General features: G+C 36.5%; 20 protein-coding genes, 2 pseudogenes and 1 other annotated feature. Of the genes and pseudogenes, 13 read left to right on the forward strand and 9 right to left on the reverse strand.

Annotation, left to right across the window (positions count from 1 at the left end; genetic code table 11):
• Positions 1–156 precede the first annotated feature (156 nt).
• Both MKY71_RS08065 and MKY71_RS08070 read right to left on the reverse strand, forming a co-directional pair.
• Positions 157–348 (reverse strand): hypothetical protein, encoded by a 192-nt coding sequence (locus MKY71_RS08065; protein ID WP_340732143.1) that lies wholly within the window; start codon positions 346–348, stop codon positions 157–159.
• Between the two features lie 131 nt (positions 349–479).
• Entirely contained in the window at positions 480–929 is a 450-nt protein-coding gene (locus tag MKY71_RS08070) for a GNAT family N-acetyltransferase (protein WP_340732144.1), read from the reverse strand.
• A 337-nt stretch (positions 930–1,266) separates the two neighbouring features.
• On the opposite strand from MKY71_RS08070, the gene MKY71_RS08075 reads away from it, so the two are divergent.
• From MKY71_RS08075 to MKY71_RS08120, 9 genes and pseudogenes are all read left to right on the forward strand, one after another.
• The gene (locus MKY71_RS08075; RefSeq protein ID WP_340732145.1) at positions 1,267–1,692 is read left to right on the forward strand and encodes an RND transporter; all 426 of its coding nucleotides are present in this window, start codon (positions 1,267–1,269) and stop codon (positions 1,690–1,692) included.
• Between the two features lie 28 nt (positions 1,693–1,720).
• On the forward strand, positions 1,721–2,314 hold the full coding sequence (locus MKY71_RS08080) for a hypothetical protein (protein WP_340732146.1): 594 nt from the start codon (positions 1,721–1,723) through the stop codon (positions 2,312–2,314).
• Complete coding sequence (locus MKY71_RS08085; protein WP_340732147.1) at positions 2,315–2,746, forward strand: hypothetical protein; 432 nt, start codon at positions 2,315–2,317, stop codon at positions 2,744–2,746.
• Positions 2,747–2,908: 162 nt separating this feature from the next.
• Positions 2,909–3,184 carry a hypothetical protein gene (locus MKY71_RS08095; RefSeq protein WP_340732148.1) on the forward strand — a complete coding sequence of 92 codons (276 nt, stop codon included), beginning with the start codon at positions 2,909–2,911 and terminating at the stop codon, positions 3,182–3,184.
• A gap of 54 nt (positions 3,185–3,238) precedes the next feature.
• Positions 3,239–3,529, forward strand: a pseudogene (locus MKY71_RS08100) (GNAT family N-acetyltransferase); the annotation flags it as partial.
• A 78-nt stretch (positions 3,530–3,607) separates the two neighbouring features.
• The gene (locus tag MKY71_RS08105) at positions 3,608–4,144 is read left to right on the forward strand and encodes an AAA family ATPase (RefSeq protein WP_340733619.1); all 537 of its coding nucleotides are present in this window, start codon (positions 3,608–3,610) and stop codon (positions 4,142–4,144) included.
• Between the two features lie 12 nt (positions 4,145–4,156).
• Positions 4,157–4,942: a phosphotransferase family protein gene (locus MKY71_RS08110; RefSeq protein ID WP_340732149.1), complete on the forward strand. Its 786-nt coding sequence runs from the start codon at positions 4,157–4,159 to the stop codon at positions 4,940–4,942.
• A gap of 80 nt (positions 4,943–5,022) precedes the next feature.
• The gene (locus MKY71_RS08115; protein ID WP_340732150.1) at positions 5,023–5,532 is read left to right on the forward strand and encodes a hypothetical protein; all 510 of its coding nucleotides are present in this window, start codon (positions 5,023–5,025) and stop codon (positions 5,530–5,532) included.
• Between the two features lie 28 nt (positions 5,533–5,560).
• Positions 5,561–5,740 carry a hypothetical protein gene (locus tag MKY71_RS08120; RefSeq protein WP_340732151.1) on the forward strand — a complete coding sequence of 60 codons (180 nt, stop codon included), beginning with the start codon at positions 5,561–5,563 and terminating at the stop codon, positions 5,738–5,740.
• A 384-nt stretch (positions 5,741–6,124) separates the two neighbouring features.
• On the opposite strand, the gene MKY71_RS08125 is transcribed toward MKY71_RS08120, so the two are convergent.
• Together MKY71_RS08125 and MKY71_RS08130 are read right to left on the reverse strand one after the other, a co-directional pair.
• The gene (locus MKY71_RS08125) at positions 6,125–6,337 is read right to left on the reverse strand and encodes a hypothetical protein (protein WP_340732152.1); all 213 of its coding nucleotides are present in this window, start codon (positions 6,335–6,337) and stop codon (positions 6,125–6,127) included.
• A 14-nt stretch (positions 6,338–6,351) separates the two neighbouring features.
• A complete protein-coding gene (locus MKY71_RS08130; protein ID WP_340732153.1) occupies positions 6,352–6,855 on the reverse strand; it encodes a GNAT family N-acetyltransferase in 504 nt (167 codons plus the stop codon).
• A 324-nt stretch (positions 6,856–7,179) separates the two neighbouring features.
• On the opposite strand from MKY71_RS08130, the pseudogene MKY71_RS08135 reads away from it, so the two are divergent.
• Positions 7,180–7,935: pseudogene (locus MKY71_RS08135) on the forward strand (S66 family peptidase); the annotation flags it as partial.
• A gap of 473 nt (positions 7,936–8,408) precedes the next feature.
• On the opposite strand, the gene sspO reads toward MKY71_RS08135, so the two are convergent.
• Positions 8,409–8,558, reverse strand: a complete 150-nt coding sequence (sspO, locus tag MKY71_RS08140; RefSeq protein ID WP_340732154.1) for a small acid-soluble spore protein O — start codon at positions 8,556–8,558, stop codon at positions 8,409–8,411.
• Between the two features lie 310 nt (positions 8,559–8,868).
• On the opposite strand from sspO, the gene MKY71_RS08145 reads away from it, so the two are divergent.
• A complete protein-coding gene (locus MKY71_RS08145) occupies positions 8,869–10,344 on the forward strand; it encodes an S-layer homology domain-containing protein (protein WP_340732155.1) in 1,476 nt (491 codons plus the stop codon).
• Positions 10,345–10,492: 148 nt separating this feature from the next.
• Here the strand turns inward: MKY71_RS08145 and MKY71_RS08150 are convergent, their stop codons facing one another.
• Positions 10,493–11,293 carry an SAM-dependent methyltransferase gene (locus MKY71_RS08150; protein ID WP_340732156.1) on the reverse strand — a complete coding sequence of 267 codons (801 nt, stop codon included), beginning with the start codon at positions 11,291–11,293 and terminating at the stop codon, positions 10,493–10,495.
• A 357-nt stretch (positions 11,294–11,650) separates the two neighbouring features.
• Here MKY71_RS08150 and guaC point away from each other — a divergent pair, with 357 nt between their 5' ends.
• Positions 11,651–12,631 (forward strand): GMP reductase, encoded by a 981-nt coding sequence (gene guaC / locus MKY71_RS08155; protein WP_340733620.1) that lies wholly within the window; start codon positions 11,651–11,653, stop codon positions 12,629–12,631.
• A 132-nt stretch (positions 12,632–12,763) separates the two neighbouring features.
• Positions 12,764–12,996: a binding site (T-box leader), on the forward strand.
• Positions 12,997–13,073: 77 nt separating this feature from the next.
• A complete protein-coding gene (locus tag MKY71_RS08160; protein ID WP_340732157.1) occupies positions 13,074–14,663 on the forward strand; it encodes a 2-isopropylmalate synthase in 1,590 nt (529 codons plus the stop codon).
• A 183-nt stretch (positions 14,664–14,846) separates the two neighbouring features.
• Here MKY71_RS08160 and MKY71_RS08165 read toward each other — a convergent pair whose 3' ends face one another.
• From MKY71_RS08165 to MKY71_RS08175, 3 genes are all read right to left on the reverse strand, one after another.
• Positions 14,847–15,842 (reverse strand): LLM class flavin-dependent oxidoreductase, encoded by a 996-nt coding sequence (locus MKY71_RS08165; protein ID WP_340732158.1) that lies wholly within the window; start codon positions 15,840–15,842, stop codon positions 14,847–14,849.
• 61 nt (positions 15,843–15,903) lie between these two features.
• Entirely contained in the window at positions 15,904–16,476 is a 573-nt protein-coding gene (locus tag MKY71_RS08170; protein ID WP_340732159.1) for a YdcF family protein, read from the reverse strand.
• A gap of 64 nt (positions 16,477–16,540) precedes the next feature.
• Entirely contained in the window at positions 16,541–17,512 is a 972-nt protein-coding gene (locus MKY71_RS08175) for a TDT family transporter (RefSeq protein WP_340732160.1), read from the reverse strand.
• Between the last annotated feature and the right edge of the window lie 63 nt (positions 17,513–17,575).

Here is a 17,575-nt window from a genome sequence, read left to right on the forward strand (position 1 = left end):
AGGATTGTTTCGTTATGTTCTGGTTTGCATAACTAGTATAAAATGAAGGATGACAAAAAATAGGCACGAAATATTGAAATAACAATGTTCGTGCCTTACCGTTCTAATTCCAAATTCGTATAAGGGAACTTATTAGTGAATCCATTCGTTGCGTCTTTACTGACAATTTTCACAAAGAACACTATTGGCAGTTCTTGCAATTGCATTATCTAACCTTGATACTATCATATTTTTTTCGGAGGGCATCGTAATATTGGCTGTAATGCGTTCCCCTTCTTCAATCTTTCTTCCGCAATTTGAACAAGCTAATTGCTTGGATGTAAACGAATCCTTTAATTTATCAAACAAATTCATCAACTCCTGACTAAAATAAAAAATCCTTTAAATCCCATTATATAACTTTTATGTATAATTTAAAAATAGATAGCCAATTCCAAAAATCCTTGAATATTATTTTAGAAATATTATGTATGGTGAAGTTATGTAAGTACATATTCCATAAGGGGATATATTCTCCCTGGTATGACTGCTGATTCAACATAAATGATTCTTTTTGCACCCATTTTCAAGTAAAATTCATATGCATTTGGATCACTATTAAATTGGAAGCTACTCAATCCATATTCTTTTGCCTTCAGTATAATATCTTTCCACAAAATTTTCCCTAATCCCTGTCCTATGTAAATTGGGACTACAAAGAAATTCTCTAATTTTTTCGTTTCGGTACATAAACAGTAGAACCCTTTAATCGTCTTCTCTTCTTCTAGCACGTAAATCACTTTTGACTGGATATCGTCTCCTGTAATGGTTAAAGTATCTTTCCAAGCATTCATAAAATCCTCTGAATACCCCCAAGAGCCTTTTGCATTAATAGCTATATCCGTCAGTATCACTGCGACCTCGACAGTTGCTTTTCTTATCTTATTCATCACTTATTCCTCTTGTTTCATAATTTCAATTTATTACTCAATCAATCAATCTTCTACGCCAATAGCTTCATGCCAGTGTAAGCCCATTCATGAATGTAAGAATTTTCTTCTCATTTTTAATCTCCTTTAATTCGGAATGCCACGTACAGACGTAAAAAATGAGGAATAGTTTCACATTCTTTTAAGAATAATTCAGGAAAATACTGGTTATTAATTGTAAAATGGTAAGAGATAGAGCGCATTATTTTATTTTCAACATAAATCAGTTAAACAGAATAAAATATCAGATTTGTCTTTTTCTTTGTAAGCATTAAAAATTTCGGATTCAGGAGGAAAAATGAAAAACAAAAATACGCTAAAAACGATAAACTGGGTGACATTCATTTTCATTGTATTGGTCGGAATTATTACAGCCTGGATGATTCTCTATGACTTAAATACACAGGTTACCATTGGTGAAGAAGGGCAGTCTCGCGCAGGTTTCCGTTGGGGTATATTCCACAATATCATTTTAGTTACAATATTATTGTCAGCTTCCTTTTTAGGGTTTGCGTGGAAATTCTTATTTCCCTTTAATGTACCCATTGCAATAATAATAGCTGGTTTAGGATATCAACTATTTTTCCTTACGTTCACTATCGGATGGGTCGGCTTAAATGGGACATTCGGTCTATTTATCGCATTTTTAATTGGAATAGTACTGATTATTTCTTATGCGGTTATTATATTTCTGGAAAGCCGTAAAATTAGCGAAATGAAATAATAGGTTCAACGCCAATTAGGGGGAAGTCATGAAACAGAAACGTTTACTATTAAAAGGCATCATAATAGGCTTTCCCATCACGGTTTTTCTTTTACGGATTACCGGTGCCATTAATCTATGGTTTTATGACATCGGTGATATTGCTAATAACGAAAAGTTTTATTCCCTTGAATTAAAACCTATAGAGGGTGAGTATTCGGTATTAATTGATTTAAGTGACCTTGAAAGTAACGTAGGTAAGATACTTTATGATGATGGTGAACATCAGATTTACGTATCGAATGTTTTTATTTCAGATGATGCAAATTACGACGTGTCTTTTAGATCAAGTGGTAAATATAATTTATATGGCGCGACATTGGTATCAGGTATTGTACATGAACGAGTACAGGGTGGGTTTTCTTTCGGTTTAAGAGCATATGCCAAAGCAACTTATCGTGGCAGCACTTTCAAAATATATACATCTGGAAGTGGGTTAAACTATAAAGATGGTGATTCCTTCGGGTTTTATGTAATCCCGCATGATAGAGAGGTAACTTTAAATATTGCTGAAGATCCTATTATAGAAATTACACTTTCTGACCTGGTTATGCACAAGTGGTCAAGTAAATATGGCTTATAATTGAAAAAAAATGAACTGATTTGCTGCTTTTTAAGAAAGGTGATTTTTATGGGCGGAGATGCTATTGTATGGCTGGTGATCTTATTGTCTATTTTAATTTGTGATGGATTAGCAGTGTATTTATACCGTAAAAGGAACTTTCCTTTATGGGCTTCGGCGATTATTATAGCCCTTTTAGTTCCGGTGATTGTTTATAGTTTTGTAGCTTTAGGAATTAATTATTTTAACAGAACGAATACCGATCCGGATAGTACAGGAGAAGGAATCGCTTTTGCAGGAGGTTTTATTGCGATAATATTGGCATTCAATGCGATTGTGATGTTTGTTATTGGCGTGATTTTAACTATCTACACATTCATTAAAAAGAAGCGTTGGAAAGACACTGCAAATAAATCGGGGGATGAAAGTGAAATTGCTAAGGAGGAAAAGTAGTGAAACTGCATTTGAAGTAAATGAAAATGCGCGGCGATTTTATGAAAAGAACGGCTTTAAAATCAAATCCAGAGGGCACGAAAACGAAGAGAATTTAGCTGATATTCTTTATGAATGGATTTCCAATAAATAATTTAATGGAGAGAATGGGGTGTTGGTTAGTTGAAAGTAATTTTTTCAGTCATTTCCGCGATTATTTGTTTGGCATTAATTTCCTTGTTAAATAAAATGCCTTTTCGTTTGGAGGAAAAGATTTTTAACTTAATTGTTGCTCCTAATTTATACTTACCATTTGGAATAGGGGTATTAGGTTTATTATTTGCCCTGTTTGGTGTGAAAGGGTATATCAGACTTACATTACTAGGATTAAATATAATTGGTTTAATTAGCTATCTTATCATATTTGTAATGGCAACAGTGGGTTTTCAAGAACCATAATGACAAATATTTTTATTCGTATGTAATATCTAGCAATGCAAGGGGGCACCGCAATTGTATCAATATTATAATAGTTTCGTCATTAGAGAAGGTACTAAAGGAATTCCAGCTGATTTTGTTGAGTACTTATTTAAAGACGCGGGATGGGCAAAAAATATTCCATCATGGCAAAAAGAAAAATACTCACTTATCTTTGAAAATTCAACTTGGGCATTTACGGTTTGGGACCATGAGAGAATGATTGCGATGGTGAGAGTGATATCAGATCAAATCATGGCGGCAAATATTATGGATTTAGTCGTTTTATCAGAATATAGAGGTAAAGGGATCAATGGTCAAATCATTTATAAAATATGGACGGTCAGTTTGTAGTATTGAGCGCAAACAAGCAATGTGTGGTAAGGGGGTGATGTGTTGATTATCATGATAAATGGAGCATTTGGTGTAGGTAAGACTACTATTGCAAATAGGCTTTTGAGCGAAATTGAAAATAGTATGATTTATGACCCTGAAGAAATAGGATACATGTTAAGAAGTGTGATTCCCATTAATATAAAAAGAACAGAATCTCCCACGGGTGACTTTCAAGATCTGGATTTATGGAAAGAGGTAACCGTTGATATGGGGAGGAAATTAATTACTAAATATAAAGTTAATCTAATCGTACCAATGACAATCCGGAATCTCGAATACTTTCATTATATTTATAACGGATTTAAAAGCTTTGATGGACAAACCTTTCACTTTTGTTTGAATGCAAGTAAAGAGACAATTTACAAAAGGTTAAGATTACGCGGAGAGGAAGAAGGCAACTGGTGTTTTCAACAAACCGATAAATGCCTAGAAGCCTTCGAAAAATACGACTTCGGAGAGTATGTAGATACTGAAAGAAAAAGTATCGATGAAATAATTCAAGAAATAAAAGGAAAGTTAAATCTTTCTTCAACTAATCTACTTTAGGAGGGGGACACATTGTTGCCAATTGCACTTGAAGAAATTCCAAGCGAAATCCATACGTATCTTAAAAAGATCAATTCAATGAGTTTTCCGCGACAAGGTTACACTTCCAATGTAGCATTAATTGAAAATGCTCAAGGCCTTTATGCGCTAAAGAGAACAAAGGGAGAGTTAAACTGTGGTTTGCTCAATCGAGAAGTATCAGTTATTAACTGTTTGACTCAAAAAACACAATTACCTATTCCTAAGGTAAAGAATTACGTTGAACGAGTATCCGTAAAAGAGTCTTGGGCTCTAATTGAGTTTGTTGAAGGGGAAACCGTACGTTCTGCTTTATATAACGAGATAAGTAGGGCAAAGCGGCATGAAATCATCTATAACTTTGGCAATCTGTTACGACAAATTCATTCAACACATTGTCCTGATGAATTAATAGGTGAACATCCTTGGCTAGAGGAGAAGTTAAGCCAGGCGGAATATAATTTGAAAAATTATGAAGTGGACGGATTATTAGAAAAAATCAAAAATAATAAACCGAAAGAGTATAAACAGACACTCATACACGGAGATTTTACAATTGATAATGTTTTAGTCAACAACGGCAAAATTACAGGGGTTATCGACTGGAGTGGCGGTGCATACGGAGACCCAAGATATGATGTCTCCTTGGCTATACGCCCAAAACCTAATGCTTTTGAGGATGAAATAGATAATGAAATCTTTTTTGAAGGATATGGGGAGAAAATCGTTGATGATGATGACTATGATTATTTTGTGAAAGGGTTGTATGAGTTTTTTTAATTACGCTTACTTTCGCAGAGATTTTAGATTTAAACAAAAAACTTAGTTGGAATTCTTATATTTTAAGATAGGGGTGTTCAATGAAAAAATTCGCTGTTTTACTTGCTGTACTGTTACTAGTAAGTTGTTCGCAAGAGGAGCTTGCTATAGAAGATAAATTGCAATTTGAATTTCAAAAACCTAACGAACAGGAGCTTGAACAACTGAGTAATAACGCAAGCAACTTTACTGAACAAGAAATTGAACAGTATTATGCAGTTATTGTTTTCGATTATCAAATATTAAACGGCAATAAGTTTAACAAGTTAACCGTAAATCATGATTTTGATTGGGGGGCATTTATGGATGGTATTGAATTAGAAGTTGGAACGATGTATATGAACGGGGAGAGTAGCTTAAGCAATTTTAATAATGGCAGCTTTAAGCAGGAAACCCTACGCTTTATTTTTTATGCAAGGGATTTTTCTAGAGAGCAGTTAGAAAGCATTTTTGAAACATATAAGCTTCATATTTCATGGCAAAAGAAAAATGATGGTGAAATAATTGAAAAGACGATTCAAATAGGAGATTACCTTCAGGATAAACGCTAAGTTATTCAATCGTAAAGGATGTGTTAATATGGAAATATTAGGTCTGGTAGCTCCTTTAGTATTCTCAATTTTATGGTTTCTAAATTTAGTTCAGCTCCTAGAAAAGTTACATCAAGGGAAAAATATACATAATCAAAACCTATTAGGCTGTGTTTGGAGTGCATGTTTAGTTTTATCAATCATCATTTCTACATCAATAGTTTTATAATATTATACCGTATTCATATTTCAACTTTACAAGTGGAGGGGGTAAAGAATGAAGTACATATTATTATTAGTTGCTCTCATTTTTATACTTGCCAGAGGGAATTGGTATCTCCGTAATAATAGAATAAGAAATAATATAGTGAGATATAGCGTATTTAGTATTCTGTCTAGCGCTCTATTGGCTATTCTACATTTGAACATATATGAAACATTTGATGGTGATCTTACTAAAGATAATATTATGAGCCTGTCAGCTATATTTACTGCTTATATGATACTATTTATTTTTTATCCCATTATTAGGAATACAATAGACAAGTATAGCAATTGATAATCCCTAGAGCATTTAGTTTTAAATAGCATAAAAAGACCTGAATTTTTTATGCTATTTTTTCTCACAAATTACCGGAGACCAAAATCCTTCTTTTTTTATCACCACTCCATTTTTATTATCGAAGTTTTCAAAGCACTTCTCTATAATCAGTTCATTTGCTTGATGATTTTTATAAATTTGGTTAATAGTTATACCGCCAATTGTTAATATCAGGATGCTTCCAACTATGGCAATTAACATACTAAGTTTATTTTTATTATTCAATGGCAATATCTCCTTTATTTTAAATCGACTTGAACGAAATACTGATAAAATAATTTATCCACTTGTAATACAGGGAAACTCTCAGGTAATTCGGTAGGATCTATCCTTGTAAATCCATTCTTTTCATAGAATCGGTGGGCGGCTAAAAATTGAGGTGTAGTTCCTAAATAAATAACCTTTACAGAATGTTCTTTTGCCCATTCGATGGCAGTGTTTAATAAAAGACTTGCGGTTTTAAAAGTTGCCCCGCGATAATTTTTATCCACAAACATCTTCCTTAATGCAACCTGGTTATTACCAATATCTAAAAGACTGATTGTACCAACAACTTTATCATTATAAATGGCTACCCAAAAATTACCGTTTCCTGTCTGATAAAATTCTTTTACTTTGAACAGATCGGGTTGATCATTTTTAGTTATCGGGATGTTGTATTCCTGCTGCTGAATATGAAGAATTAAATCTACAACTTGAGCTTGATATTCATTGCTATATTGTTTCACAATAGGGAAGTTCATCTTCTATTTCCACCGCCTATAAGATATGTATTTTCTAAATTTTACAGTATAACTCATTTTTGGCAACCCTATATCTAAAATCTAAAGAGATGAGGGGTTATATAGTCGGAATTCTAATTGACACTGAAGCTCCTCAAAATTCTGTAGAAGCATGTTCAATAATGCTTGATCATCATAAATTTCCAACAAAATCTTTACTTTTGAAAACTCTTCATCATATTGTTCATTCAAAAATAAGTAGCAGATGGATTTATTGAAAAATAGTCCAGCTAATGACTGGTAATTCATTTTTTGTTTATATGTTTGTTCAAGATAATTCAGTTTAGTATCCGTTTACTCCCTTATATTGATATAGATGTCATACGCAAAAACCCGAAAATATTAATGGGGTATTCGGATGTAACCATTTCGCATTTATTTTGTCATAAAGCCGGTGTCTCTTCATTTTATGGTCCTGCAGTCTTAACCGATTTTGCTGAAAATGTGGAGATGAATCCATATACTATTGAGATGATTAACCGGACACTATTCTCCAATGAGATAAATGGTCAAATTCAGCCTGCTAACGAATGGACGAGTGAGCGTTTGGAATGGACAGAAGAAAATAAAAACCGTCGCAGGAATATGCGGAAAAATTCAGGTTATGAAGTACTTCAGGGAACGGGTGTAGTGCAAGGATTTTTAATAGGCGGTTGTATTGAAGTTTTGGAGTTTGCTAAGGGAACTGACATTTGGCCGGATAAAGAACATTGGGACAATAGCATTCTATTCTTTGAAACCTCTGAAGAATATCCTGGACCGAATTTTATTAAATATTGGCTGCGAAATTATGCGGCACAAGGCATTTTACAAAAAACAAATGGCATCATTTTCGGGAAACCTCAGGACGAGAAGTATTATGAGGAATATAAAGAGGTAATTCTTCAAGTGATGAGAGAGTATCGTTTAGAAAATCTGCCGATATTATATAACTTGAACTTTGGTCATACCGAACCGAAATTTATATTACCTTATGGGGCAAAAGCAGAAATTGATTGTGAAAAGAGGATGTTCAAAATTTTAGAAAGTGGTGTTAAATAATCGAAGCGAGTAAAAGGTGCGAATGTTGAATATTCAAAATTCGTACCTTTTTATTTTGGAAAACGGTATTTTGTGGAAGAAGTGATTTTGTTTCGGTATATTAAATGCAAGGAAAGTAAAAAGAATTATATTAAATCTTAACGATTGGTTTATAAGAAATATCACATATTATTGAAAAGGGAGAATCATATGTGGAGTTTTAATACTTTTAAAGACATACGTTACTGGATTCTTTTAGTGCCATTTCTAATCATCATAGTTCTGTACATTTATTGTACTCCAAGTAACTTTTTTGAAAAGCCGTATGTTTCATCGATTTCCATTTTTATTTTTCCGGCATTATTTTGGTCTACCTATTATCTATGGAATTATCTTGGTGGTAAAAAGAAGAGAAAAAATAGGGGAAGTAGTAGCGACTTATAAAGGCAAACGAATTAAATAGCCCCCACCTTACTCCAGATGGGGGAATGCGGTTATTGTCGCTTCTTCGTTTTCTTGTTATTAAGTCTCTCGGCCGCTGTCAACGGTTCGTTTGCTAGTTCGTGATCAAGCGACCTTGATAAGTTCTTTCTTATTGCTTGCTCATCACTCGTGCTGCGATTGTTCTTATTGTTAGTACTCACTGTTTACACCTCCATGATGGTAGTTTGCCACGTGGTGTCATGAGTATGCATATATGTTAAATCTTCTTGTCATTAATTTGTAATTCTATCGAAGGCAGTTACTAGATTTTCTTCATCACAGCATTAAAAATAGTTTTATATTTGTAATCTTGCAAAATCTTTCTATAAACTTTGAAACTTTTTTTGAATATTTCCGTCTGTAGGTTGCTTAATAGACAGTGGAGGACGTATTTGTTCTTGAAAAAGACACATCCCAAGTAATCCCGCTTCTTTTTAAGAATCTATTGTAATATAGAAAGGAAGAATGCAAGTGATAAAGAAAATAATTTTGATATTCGGTGTACTATTGATGGCAAGCAGTCTGTCTTTAACCAGTACCTATGCCGAGAGCACAGTACAATTTTCAGACGTTCCACCATCAAAGCACTATGCCGAAGCGGTTTATGAACTCGCAGAACGTAATATTATCGGAGGCTATCCGGACGGCACCTTCAAACCCGGCAACTCGATTACGAGAGGACAGGCAGCTGCCATTATCACGAAGATGATTGGTTTGGATACAAAAGACGTAAAAAATCCAGGATTCAAAGATGTCTCAACAGCGAACGGTTACTATAAAGCGATTGCTGCGATGGCACAAGAAGGTATCATCAACGGTTATGGAGATGGACGGTATGGGCCGAACGATCCGATTAAACGGGGACAGATGGCTTCAATTCTAGTAAAAGCGTTTGATTTGCCACGCGAAGTATCGAATATCAATCCCTTCGAAGATATTTGGAACGCCCAGTCACACAGCTCTAATATTTTAATCATTTATAATCTTGGCATTACATCCGGAACGTCTCCAACTACATTCAGTCCGAACGCTCCAATCACTAGAGGACAAGCGGCGAAAATGTTACGAGCGACTGAACAAACAAAGCCGACACAAATGGTAACACTCGAGGCAAGCGATTTTAATTGGAAGCGAATCAGTCAGGTTGTTTACGATGAGTCAAACGAAGGGTTATTTAAAACAATTAACGTGAACGGAAAAGAGGGCTATACGGAAGATAAGATTCAACTGGTGCCTTTGAAGGAAGGGATTGGAAAACTCAATATTTTAGGTTTTTCTAGCGCCAGCCCCTCTGAAATAAAATATAAAAAATATTATGTCACAATAACAAAAGTGGATGGTGAACTGGAGCTTGTATTGGAAGAAACAGAGGATGTTTTACCGACAGAAGTAAGCATCTTTTGGTTAAGTGAAAAGCTTCAAAACATTTCACTTTCTACAATGGATGGGGAAAAGGTGTCGGACAGTGTTCCTTTTGAACAAGACTTTACAGGTTCTATAGATGTAGTGTCTTTTAACATTGAGAAGCCCGCCCAGTATATTGCTACTCTTCAATTTGAGGACGGGGAAGAAGTACGGTACGGAATTGAAGCGAAACAGAATGATTCAAAATTTTATTATGATATTGAAACGCTAAAAGAGAATCTTACTGAAATTTATGACGAAGGACCAAAATTCAACCTGGGAAAACATACAATCAGAACGAAAGACGCCGAACAGATAGCCGAGATTATTAGGGATCCAGGAACGAATCTATTTCGCGTGAAAGCTACTGGTAAAAAGGAAGGCACAATTACTATTGATTATGAGCACAAGCTATCCGAAAGAAGTTGTGATTATATGGAACCAGAGTGCTATTCGGCTTGGACAGGCATATATGTAAAAGTCCAACGAATGGGCTCCATTGTAAATGTTAACGTAAGTAAAATTTATGAAACGGACCATTAAACATCTTTAAAGTATTTCGTCAGTAATTGTGTATATGCTTAGCAGTATTTCAACTAGCGATAAATAGGGACAAATAGAATTTCTGAAATACACAAAAAGCATGAATGTTGAGTTATTTAACAACATTCATGCTTTTTTATGAGTTATTTTACAAATCAGCGCACAGTACAAAACTATTCAACGATAGAATAGGCTTTGTTTGCTCATTCATTAAATAGGCATAACTGCGAATTAAGGACTGAATTTTGGTTGGGACGTCCGGGAATTCATTCAGCAAGTAATTGCTGTAGTCAACTTCCCACGATCCATCCTGCAAATAGCTGGCATCGACGGTTTGTTCAACTTTAATTGAAAAGCCTTCGCTTAGCATTAGCTCTTTTATTTGTGTTTTATGAAAGAGATTTTGGATATTCCCTTCATTTTCTGTAAATGCTGTATAGAGCGCTGCTATATTGGCTGCGCAAAAATGGGCACGCTGAGCGTCCGATGTATAATCGATATCCCACTCAGCAAAACAGATTCGATCGGCAATTTGCTTAATTTTTTGCAAGTATTTCTTTAACAGTTCGATACTTTCGAAATACCAGGAACAATGGGATAGAACGACGACATCAAATTTCTCTTCGAACACCATTTGCAAAAAGTCGGTTTCATAGTGAAAATCGATTCGCTGTCCTAATGGGGATTGTGAAATCGTTTCTGCTGCTTCACCTAATGTGATTGGTGCACCGTATTCAGTTGAGGCAATGTCGATGGCAACGACACTGCCAGTTTCTCCGACGGCATCTGCCAATACAACAGTTGTGTCACCTTGCCCGCATCCGATTTCAAGTACTTTCATGCCTTTCTTAATTTGAAAGGTTTTTACTAGCTCAATACGATGTGTTAATTGTGTACGTTGAATTGTATCGTCCCCGATAATTTTCATGCAGTTTAATAAATGTTCCAATGTTTTTCAGCTCCAATAATGATTGATTATTGAGCCAATTTTTCAGCTCAATATTAATTCTGAACGTTCAACCATTTCTCTAACATCAATTCATCGACTCCTTTTCAATAATTCTATTAAAACATTGCATGGAGTCAGTGGACAATAGTTATTTATAAACAAGGGGAAATTTAAATTTTTTTACGTTTACAATGAAGAAATTTGTTTAGATTCCTTAAAACCGAACATTTATATTAAAATTAAATAAAATATTCGTTTTATGGTTGACAACGTTTTCATTGTTTTGTAAAGTAACAGATGTCGAATGATAATTATAAAAAAACGAAGAATGTTCGTATTTAGGAGTGTAGTGAAATGATAGATACAGTTTTTGATTATGAAGATATTCAATTAATCCCTGCAAAGTGCATAGTGAAAAGTCGTACAGAATGCGATGCAACAGTAACTTTGGGTAACCATACATTTAAACTTCCGGTAGTTCCGGCAAATATGCAAACAATTATTGATGAGCAATTAGCAGAAAAATTAGCTGCACAAGGCTATTTCTATATTATGCACCGTTTCCAACCTGAAAAGCGTGCGCAATTTATCCGCGATATGCAGAGCAAAGGCTTGATTGCATCGATTTCTGTCGGTGTAAAAGATGAAGAGTATACGTTTATCGAAGAGCTGAAAGATGCTCAGCTTGTACCGGATTATATTACGATTGATATCGCACACGGTCATTCAAACCAAGTCATCGAAATGATCGGTCATATTAAAAAGCATTTACCGAACAGCTTTGTAATTGCAGGAAATGTTGGTACACCTGAAGCGGTACGTGACCTTGAAAATGCTGGTGCGGATGCGACAAAAGTTGGGATTGGCCCAGGTAAAGTATGTATTACGAAAATTAAAACTGGTTTTGGTACAGGCGGCTGGCAGTTGGCAGCACTTCGCTGGTGTGCAAAAGCTGCTTCAAAGCCGATTATCGCTGATGGCGGTATTCGTACACATGGCGACATTGCCAAATCAGTGCGCTTCGGTGCATCAATGGTGATGATCGGTTCACTTTTTGCAGGTCATGAAGAATCACCGGGCCAAACAGTGGAAATCGACGGCAAACAAGTAAAAGAATATTTCGGTTCTGCATCGGAATTCCAAAAAGGCGAACGTAAAAACGTTGAAGGCAAGAAAATGTATGTTGATTCAAAAGGTTCGATTTTCGATACGTTAACTGAGATGGAACAAGATCTGCAGTCATCAATTTCATATGCAGGTGGTAAAACATTATCTGCAATCCGTAACGTTGATTATGCGATTGTTAAAAATTCAATTTTCAATGGCGATAAAATTTAATTTATTTTATTGCGCGTAAGACGTTATCCCTGGCGAATTTCAACATCATTACGCTAAAGTGAAATTTAAATTTTCTGATAATAAGTGTTGACATTTTATTTCATTGCCGGTAAACTTCATTTCAAGGTAATATCTTAGGCAATGATTGGAAGTAGTAAATAGCTTGTATACTTTAAGAGAGCCAGTGGGTGGTGCAAACTGGCAGATACAACTGTTGAACTCGTCCATGAGCTACGACCCGAAATTAAGTAGGGAAGTCGGAAGTCTCCGTTAAAAGACAGGCAAACTATTTGTCGTTAAGTGGAATGTTTCAGCAATGGACATTCAATTTAGAGTGGTACCGCGAGTCTAACCTCGTCTCTATGGAATTTTTCATAGAGGCGAGTTTTTTTATTTTTATTTACTGTTTTAAAATCATTTGAGAAGAAAAGGGGTTATGAGAATGAGTAGAAAAATTTGGGTTTTTGATACGACATTACGTGATGGTGAGCAAGTGCCTGGGGCTAAACTGAATTTATATGAAAAAGTGGAAATTGCCCAGCAGTTAAAAAAGCTCGGTGTTGATATTATTGAAGCCGGATTCCCAGCGTCTTCACAAGGTGATTTTGAAGCGGTAAAAGCTGTGGCCCAGAAGGTTGGCCAAAATTCGAATATGATGATTACGGCACTTGCCCGTGCTGTTAAAGATGATATTGATTCAGTATATAATGCAGTGAAATATGCCAATAATCCAATGATCCATATGGTTTTAGGAACATCCGATATTCATGTGGAGAAGAAGTTCAGTAAATCGAAAGACCAGATCCTGCAAATCGGGGTAGACGCAGTAAAATACGCGAAATCGTTACTGCCACAAGTACAATATTCAACGGAAGACGCATCCCGCTCTGATTTTGAATACCTTTGGAAAACGATTGAAGCGGTCATGAAGGCCGGTGCTACAATGATTAATGTACCGGATACAGTCGGTTATGCCGAGCCGGAACAGTGGGGCGAGATGATTGCCAAACTAAACTACCGAATGAAAAACCTGGACGATTCCGTACTGCTTTCAGTTCACTGTCACAACGATTTAGGTATGGCGACTGCCAATACGTTAGCGGCGATTAAAAATGGTGCCGATAAAATAGAGGTGACGATGAACGGGATTGGTGAACGTGCCGGAAACGCGGCATTAGAAGAAGTCGTTATGGCGATTAAAACACGCGGTGACGTTTACGATGTGTTTACAGATATTAATACGAAAGAAATTATGAATACATCTCGCTTAGTGTCAAGCTTTATGGGTCTTGATGTGCAAGTGAACAAAGCGATTACAGGAGATAACGCCTTTGCCCATTCATCAGGTATTCATCAGGACGGCTTACTGAAATCGCGTGATGCATATGAAATCGTTCATCCTGAAGATGTAGGTCTAGACGATATGGAGCTAGTATTAACAGCACGCTCTGGTCGTCATGCGGTGAAAAATGCGCTGTCCAAACTTGGCTTTGATGATTTCTCTGACGAGGAATTTGAAGGTATTTTTGAAAGCTTCCTGAAACTGGCCGATTCGAAAAAGGAAGTTTACAACCATGATCTATATGTCATTGTTGAAAGCTACTACGAAAAAACAGAGAAGAACAATCCAAACAAGGAATCCTACTCTGATCAGTTTTATGATATTGAAGACTTACAGATTATTTCAAACGCTGCCTTCCCGTCTGCCAGCGTAAAAATCCGCCGCGGGGAAGATGTATTCAAGTCAAGTGCGGTCGGCTCCGGTCCAATTGACGCCCTTTATTCAGCCATTGCAGATGTTACAGGAATCAAGGTAAAGCTTGTTGAATACAACATCAGCTCTGTATCACGTGGTCAGGAAGCATTAGGGAAAGTAAAAATTATTATTGAATACGGCGGAGAAAATTATATTGCTAAAGCAGCAGATACGGATATTTTAAAAGCTTCGGCTATGGCCTATATTAACGCTATAAACAGTGTGATTGTCGCAAAAATTGCCCCGCAACCAGTTACGACGACAGCTACAGTATAAACAGGTTATAGTGAATAGCATATGAAAATTACAGGCAGTCCAGATTTTACGATATGTAAAGTTTGGACTGCTTTTTTATTTGGAATGCTACTGATGTTTACCAGCTGCACTGAAATGAATCCGACCTCACCAAAAAAGTAGTGCCCTTGACGAATCAATTGGCACTACTTCATTAATACTATATTATTTATTGAATTGTTCTATTAATAGACGGTAGCTGTTCAGACGCTGATCGATCGTATATAGATTACAGTTGATCATCGCTTCATCAAAGCCGTAATATGCCTGCTCTTCTCTAATCTGATTCGCAACATCTTCGGCAGAACCGATCAGCATTAGCGAACGGTTTTCTTCCAAAATCATTTTATCCATCTCTGTAAGCGGATAGTCATTTGCTTCTTCAGGAGAAAGTACAGTCAGGAGCTTACCACGCATTAAGTTCAGGCGGGTAATTTGCATCGGCATCGATAAGTATTCCGCTTCTTCAGCCGTTTCAGCTACACTGATTGCATAAGTCGTAATAATTTGCGGCTGTTCCATAAAGTATGAAGGCTGGAAACTGTTACGGTATGCATCGAAAATCCCTTTAGACATTTGTCCATTGAAGAACTGGGCAAAGGAATAACCGACACCCGCTTCACCAGCTTTTTTCGCACTTTGTCCGCTTGATCCAAGCAGCCAGCTTTGCGGAAGCTGTATTTTGAAAGGAGCGGCTACAACATTATCATAAACCGCTTCACCTGTACGCTGTTCATTCATTAATCGTAAAATAACTTCGAGTTTATCATATTGTTCTGTCAGGTCAGGTCTGCGTCCACTTGCAAGCGCAGTCATTGCGGGCATATCCCCGCCAGGAGCGCGGCCTGCACCGAAGTCTATACGACCTGGTGCCAACGCTGCCAATGTTTTAAACACTTCAGCCACTTTATATGGAGAATAATGCATCATCATAATGCCGCCCGTTCCTACACGGATACGCTCTGTTTTCGCCGCAACATAGGCAGCTGTTACTTCAGGCGCAGAGCTGGCAAGGGAAGTTGTGTTATGGTGCTCTGCAAACCAGATTCGTTCATAACCTTGCTCATCACCAAGTTGGGCAAGCTTCACTGCATTCGCTAGTGCATCGGTTGATGTCATGCCTTTGGAAATAGGTACTTGATCTAATATACTAAGTTTCATTGAAATTCACCTCAACTGTTCGTTACGTTTTACGATAACGAATTGAAAGGCAAATGTAAAATTATTGGCCTCTCGTATAGGCCTTAATAATCGCAAGACGTTCGCGAATACGTGATTTTGTATTGACGACTTTTGGTGTAGGGGCAGCCACTACATCCGCCTTTAAACCAAGTTTGCGGGCGAGAATGGTCGCACGCTTCAAATGAAAATCATTTGAGATAATCGTGATGCTCTCTGTATCTTCTGGCATCAGTTCTTTTGCGAACAACAAATTTTCATAAGTCGTTGTAGACTGATCTTCCAATAAAATTCTGTCTTCACCAATCCCATGTTTGATTAAATAGTCAGCCATAACAGACGCTTCTGTGCGATCTTCATCAGCACCCTGACCACCTGTAACAATCGCTTTTACGGTAGGATATTTTTGAAGGTAATCGACTGCCGCATCTAAACGGTTTTTTAATGATTGGGAAGGGATGCCGCCTGGTTTCACTTTTGCGCCTAAAACGACCACATATTCGTTGGAACCGTTTGCCTCATTTTTTAACGCTGCATTCATTTCATGGTCAAGCCAGTAGAAAATTAACACGAGGATAAGAAGAATAAATAATATTGCAAAAATAATTCTTTTCAAAAAAATCCCCCCTTTATGTAGTATACGATGCATAAAGGGGGAATGTTTCGCTATTGCGGAAGAATTATGAAATGGCTTCTTTTTCTTCTCGAATGACTCTGCGCTGTAGTCGTACTTGTACAGACAAGTAGTTGATATAGCGGATAAAAACATAAAATACAATAATTGCAGAGAAAGTTAATTGAAAATAAAAATACGGTTCCAGCCAATTTGCCGAAATCCCGGTTTGCCCAAAATAATGAATGACCCCATAAGTGGCCGTAGCAGAAATAACTAACGGGAATGTAAAGGCAGCATAGCTTGGATAAAAAGGCAGCTGTAAGGCACCCGGTAATTTCGAAAGTACTAGTAGATACATTATTTGCGCGAGGATGAATAATGTCAGCACAATCCCGAATTGACTTTCAAACTGCTGGAAATAAGCAGCTAAACTAATTGAAACAGGCGCAGTTAAAATTGTCAGCATCGGAATCGTAGGCTCCGGCAAATCTTTTCTAATAAACACACGGAAAATAAGAATCGGCAGTAACACAATGAAAGCACAAATCGCAAAAATAACAATCGCTTTTGTGAATATGCCGGAAAGATCACTCGCTGTTAGTGGCAAGACGGCAGTCCCGACAAACATAATAAGCCAGCTTGGATAAATATCCGAAATCGAAATCCGTTTTTTCCAAATAAACGTTCGGATAAAATAAAAGATAATAAAGATTTGAGTGGTTGCAGCTAGAATCCAGATCATATGTATAACGAAATCACTTACACCATAATAGTGTAAACCGCTACTGATCGATAAAGTCCCCATCGTAAAAGTGGGGGATACTGAAGCAATAATCGGGTTTTGCATTTCTGTAAGAATACTGGAAAACGCAAAAATCAGTTTTCCGATAATTAATAGAAATAAAAAGATCCCTATAAAAAAACAGACGTGACCGAAAGCGGCTTTGTCCATACTAAAAAATAAATTTCCCAATGAAACCAGTCCGAGCATGAGCCCACTGATAGGAATTGGGACTACTTGAAATAAATTTCTCACAATGGCCTCCAACATTTCACAACAAGGTGCACACTCTATGAAAAAATTCATAAAATGTACACA

Origin of the sequence: Solibacillus sp. FSL W7-1324 (assembly GCF_038008025.1) — a bacterium.
Taxonomy (GTDB): Bacteria; Bacillota; Bacilli; order Bacillales_A; family Planococcaceae; genus Solibacillus.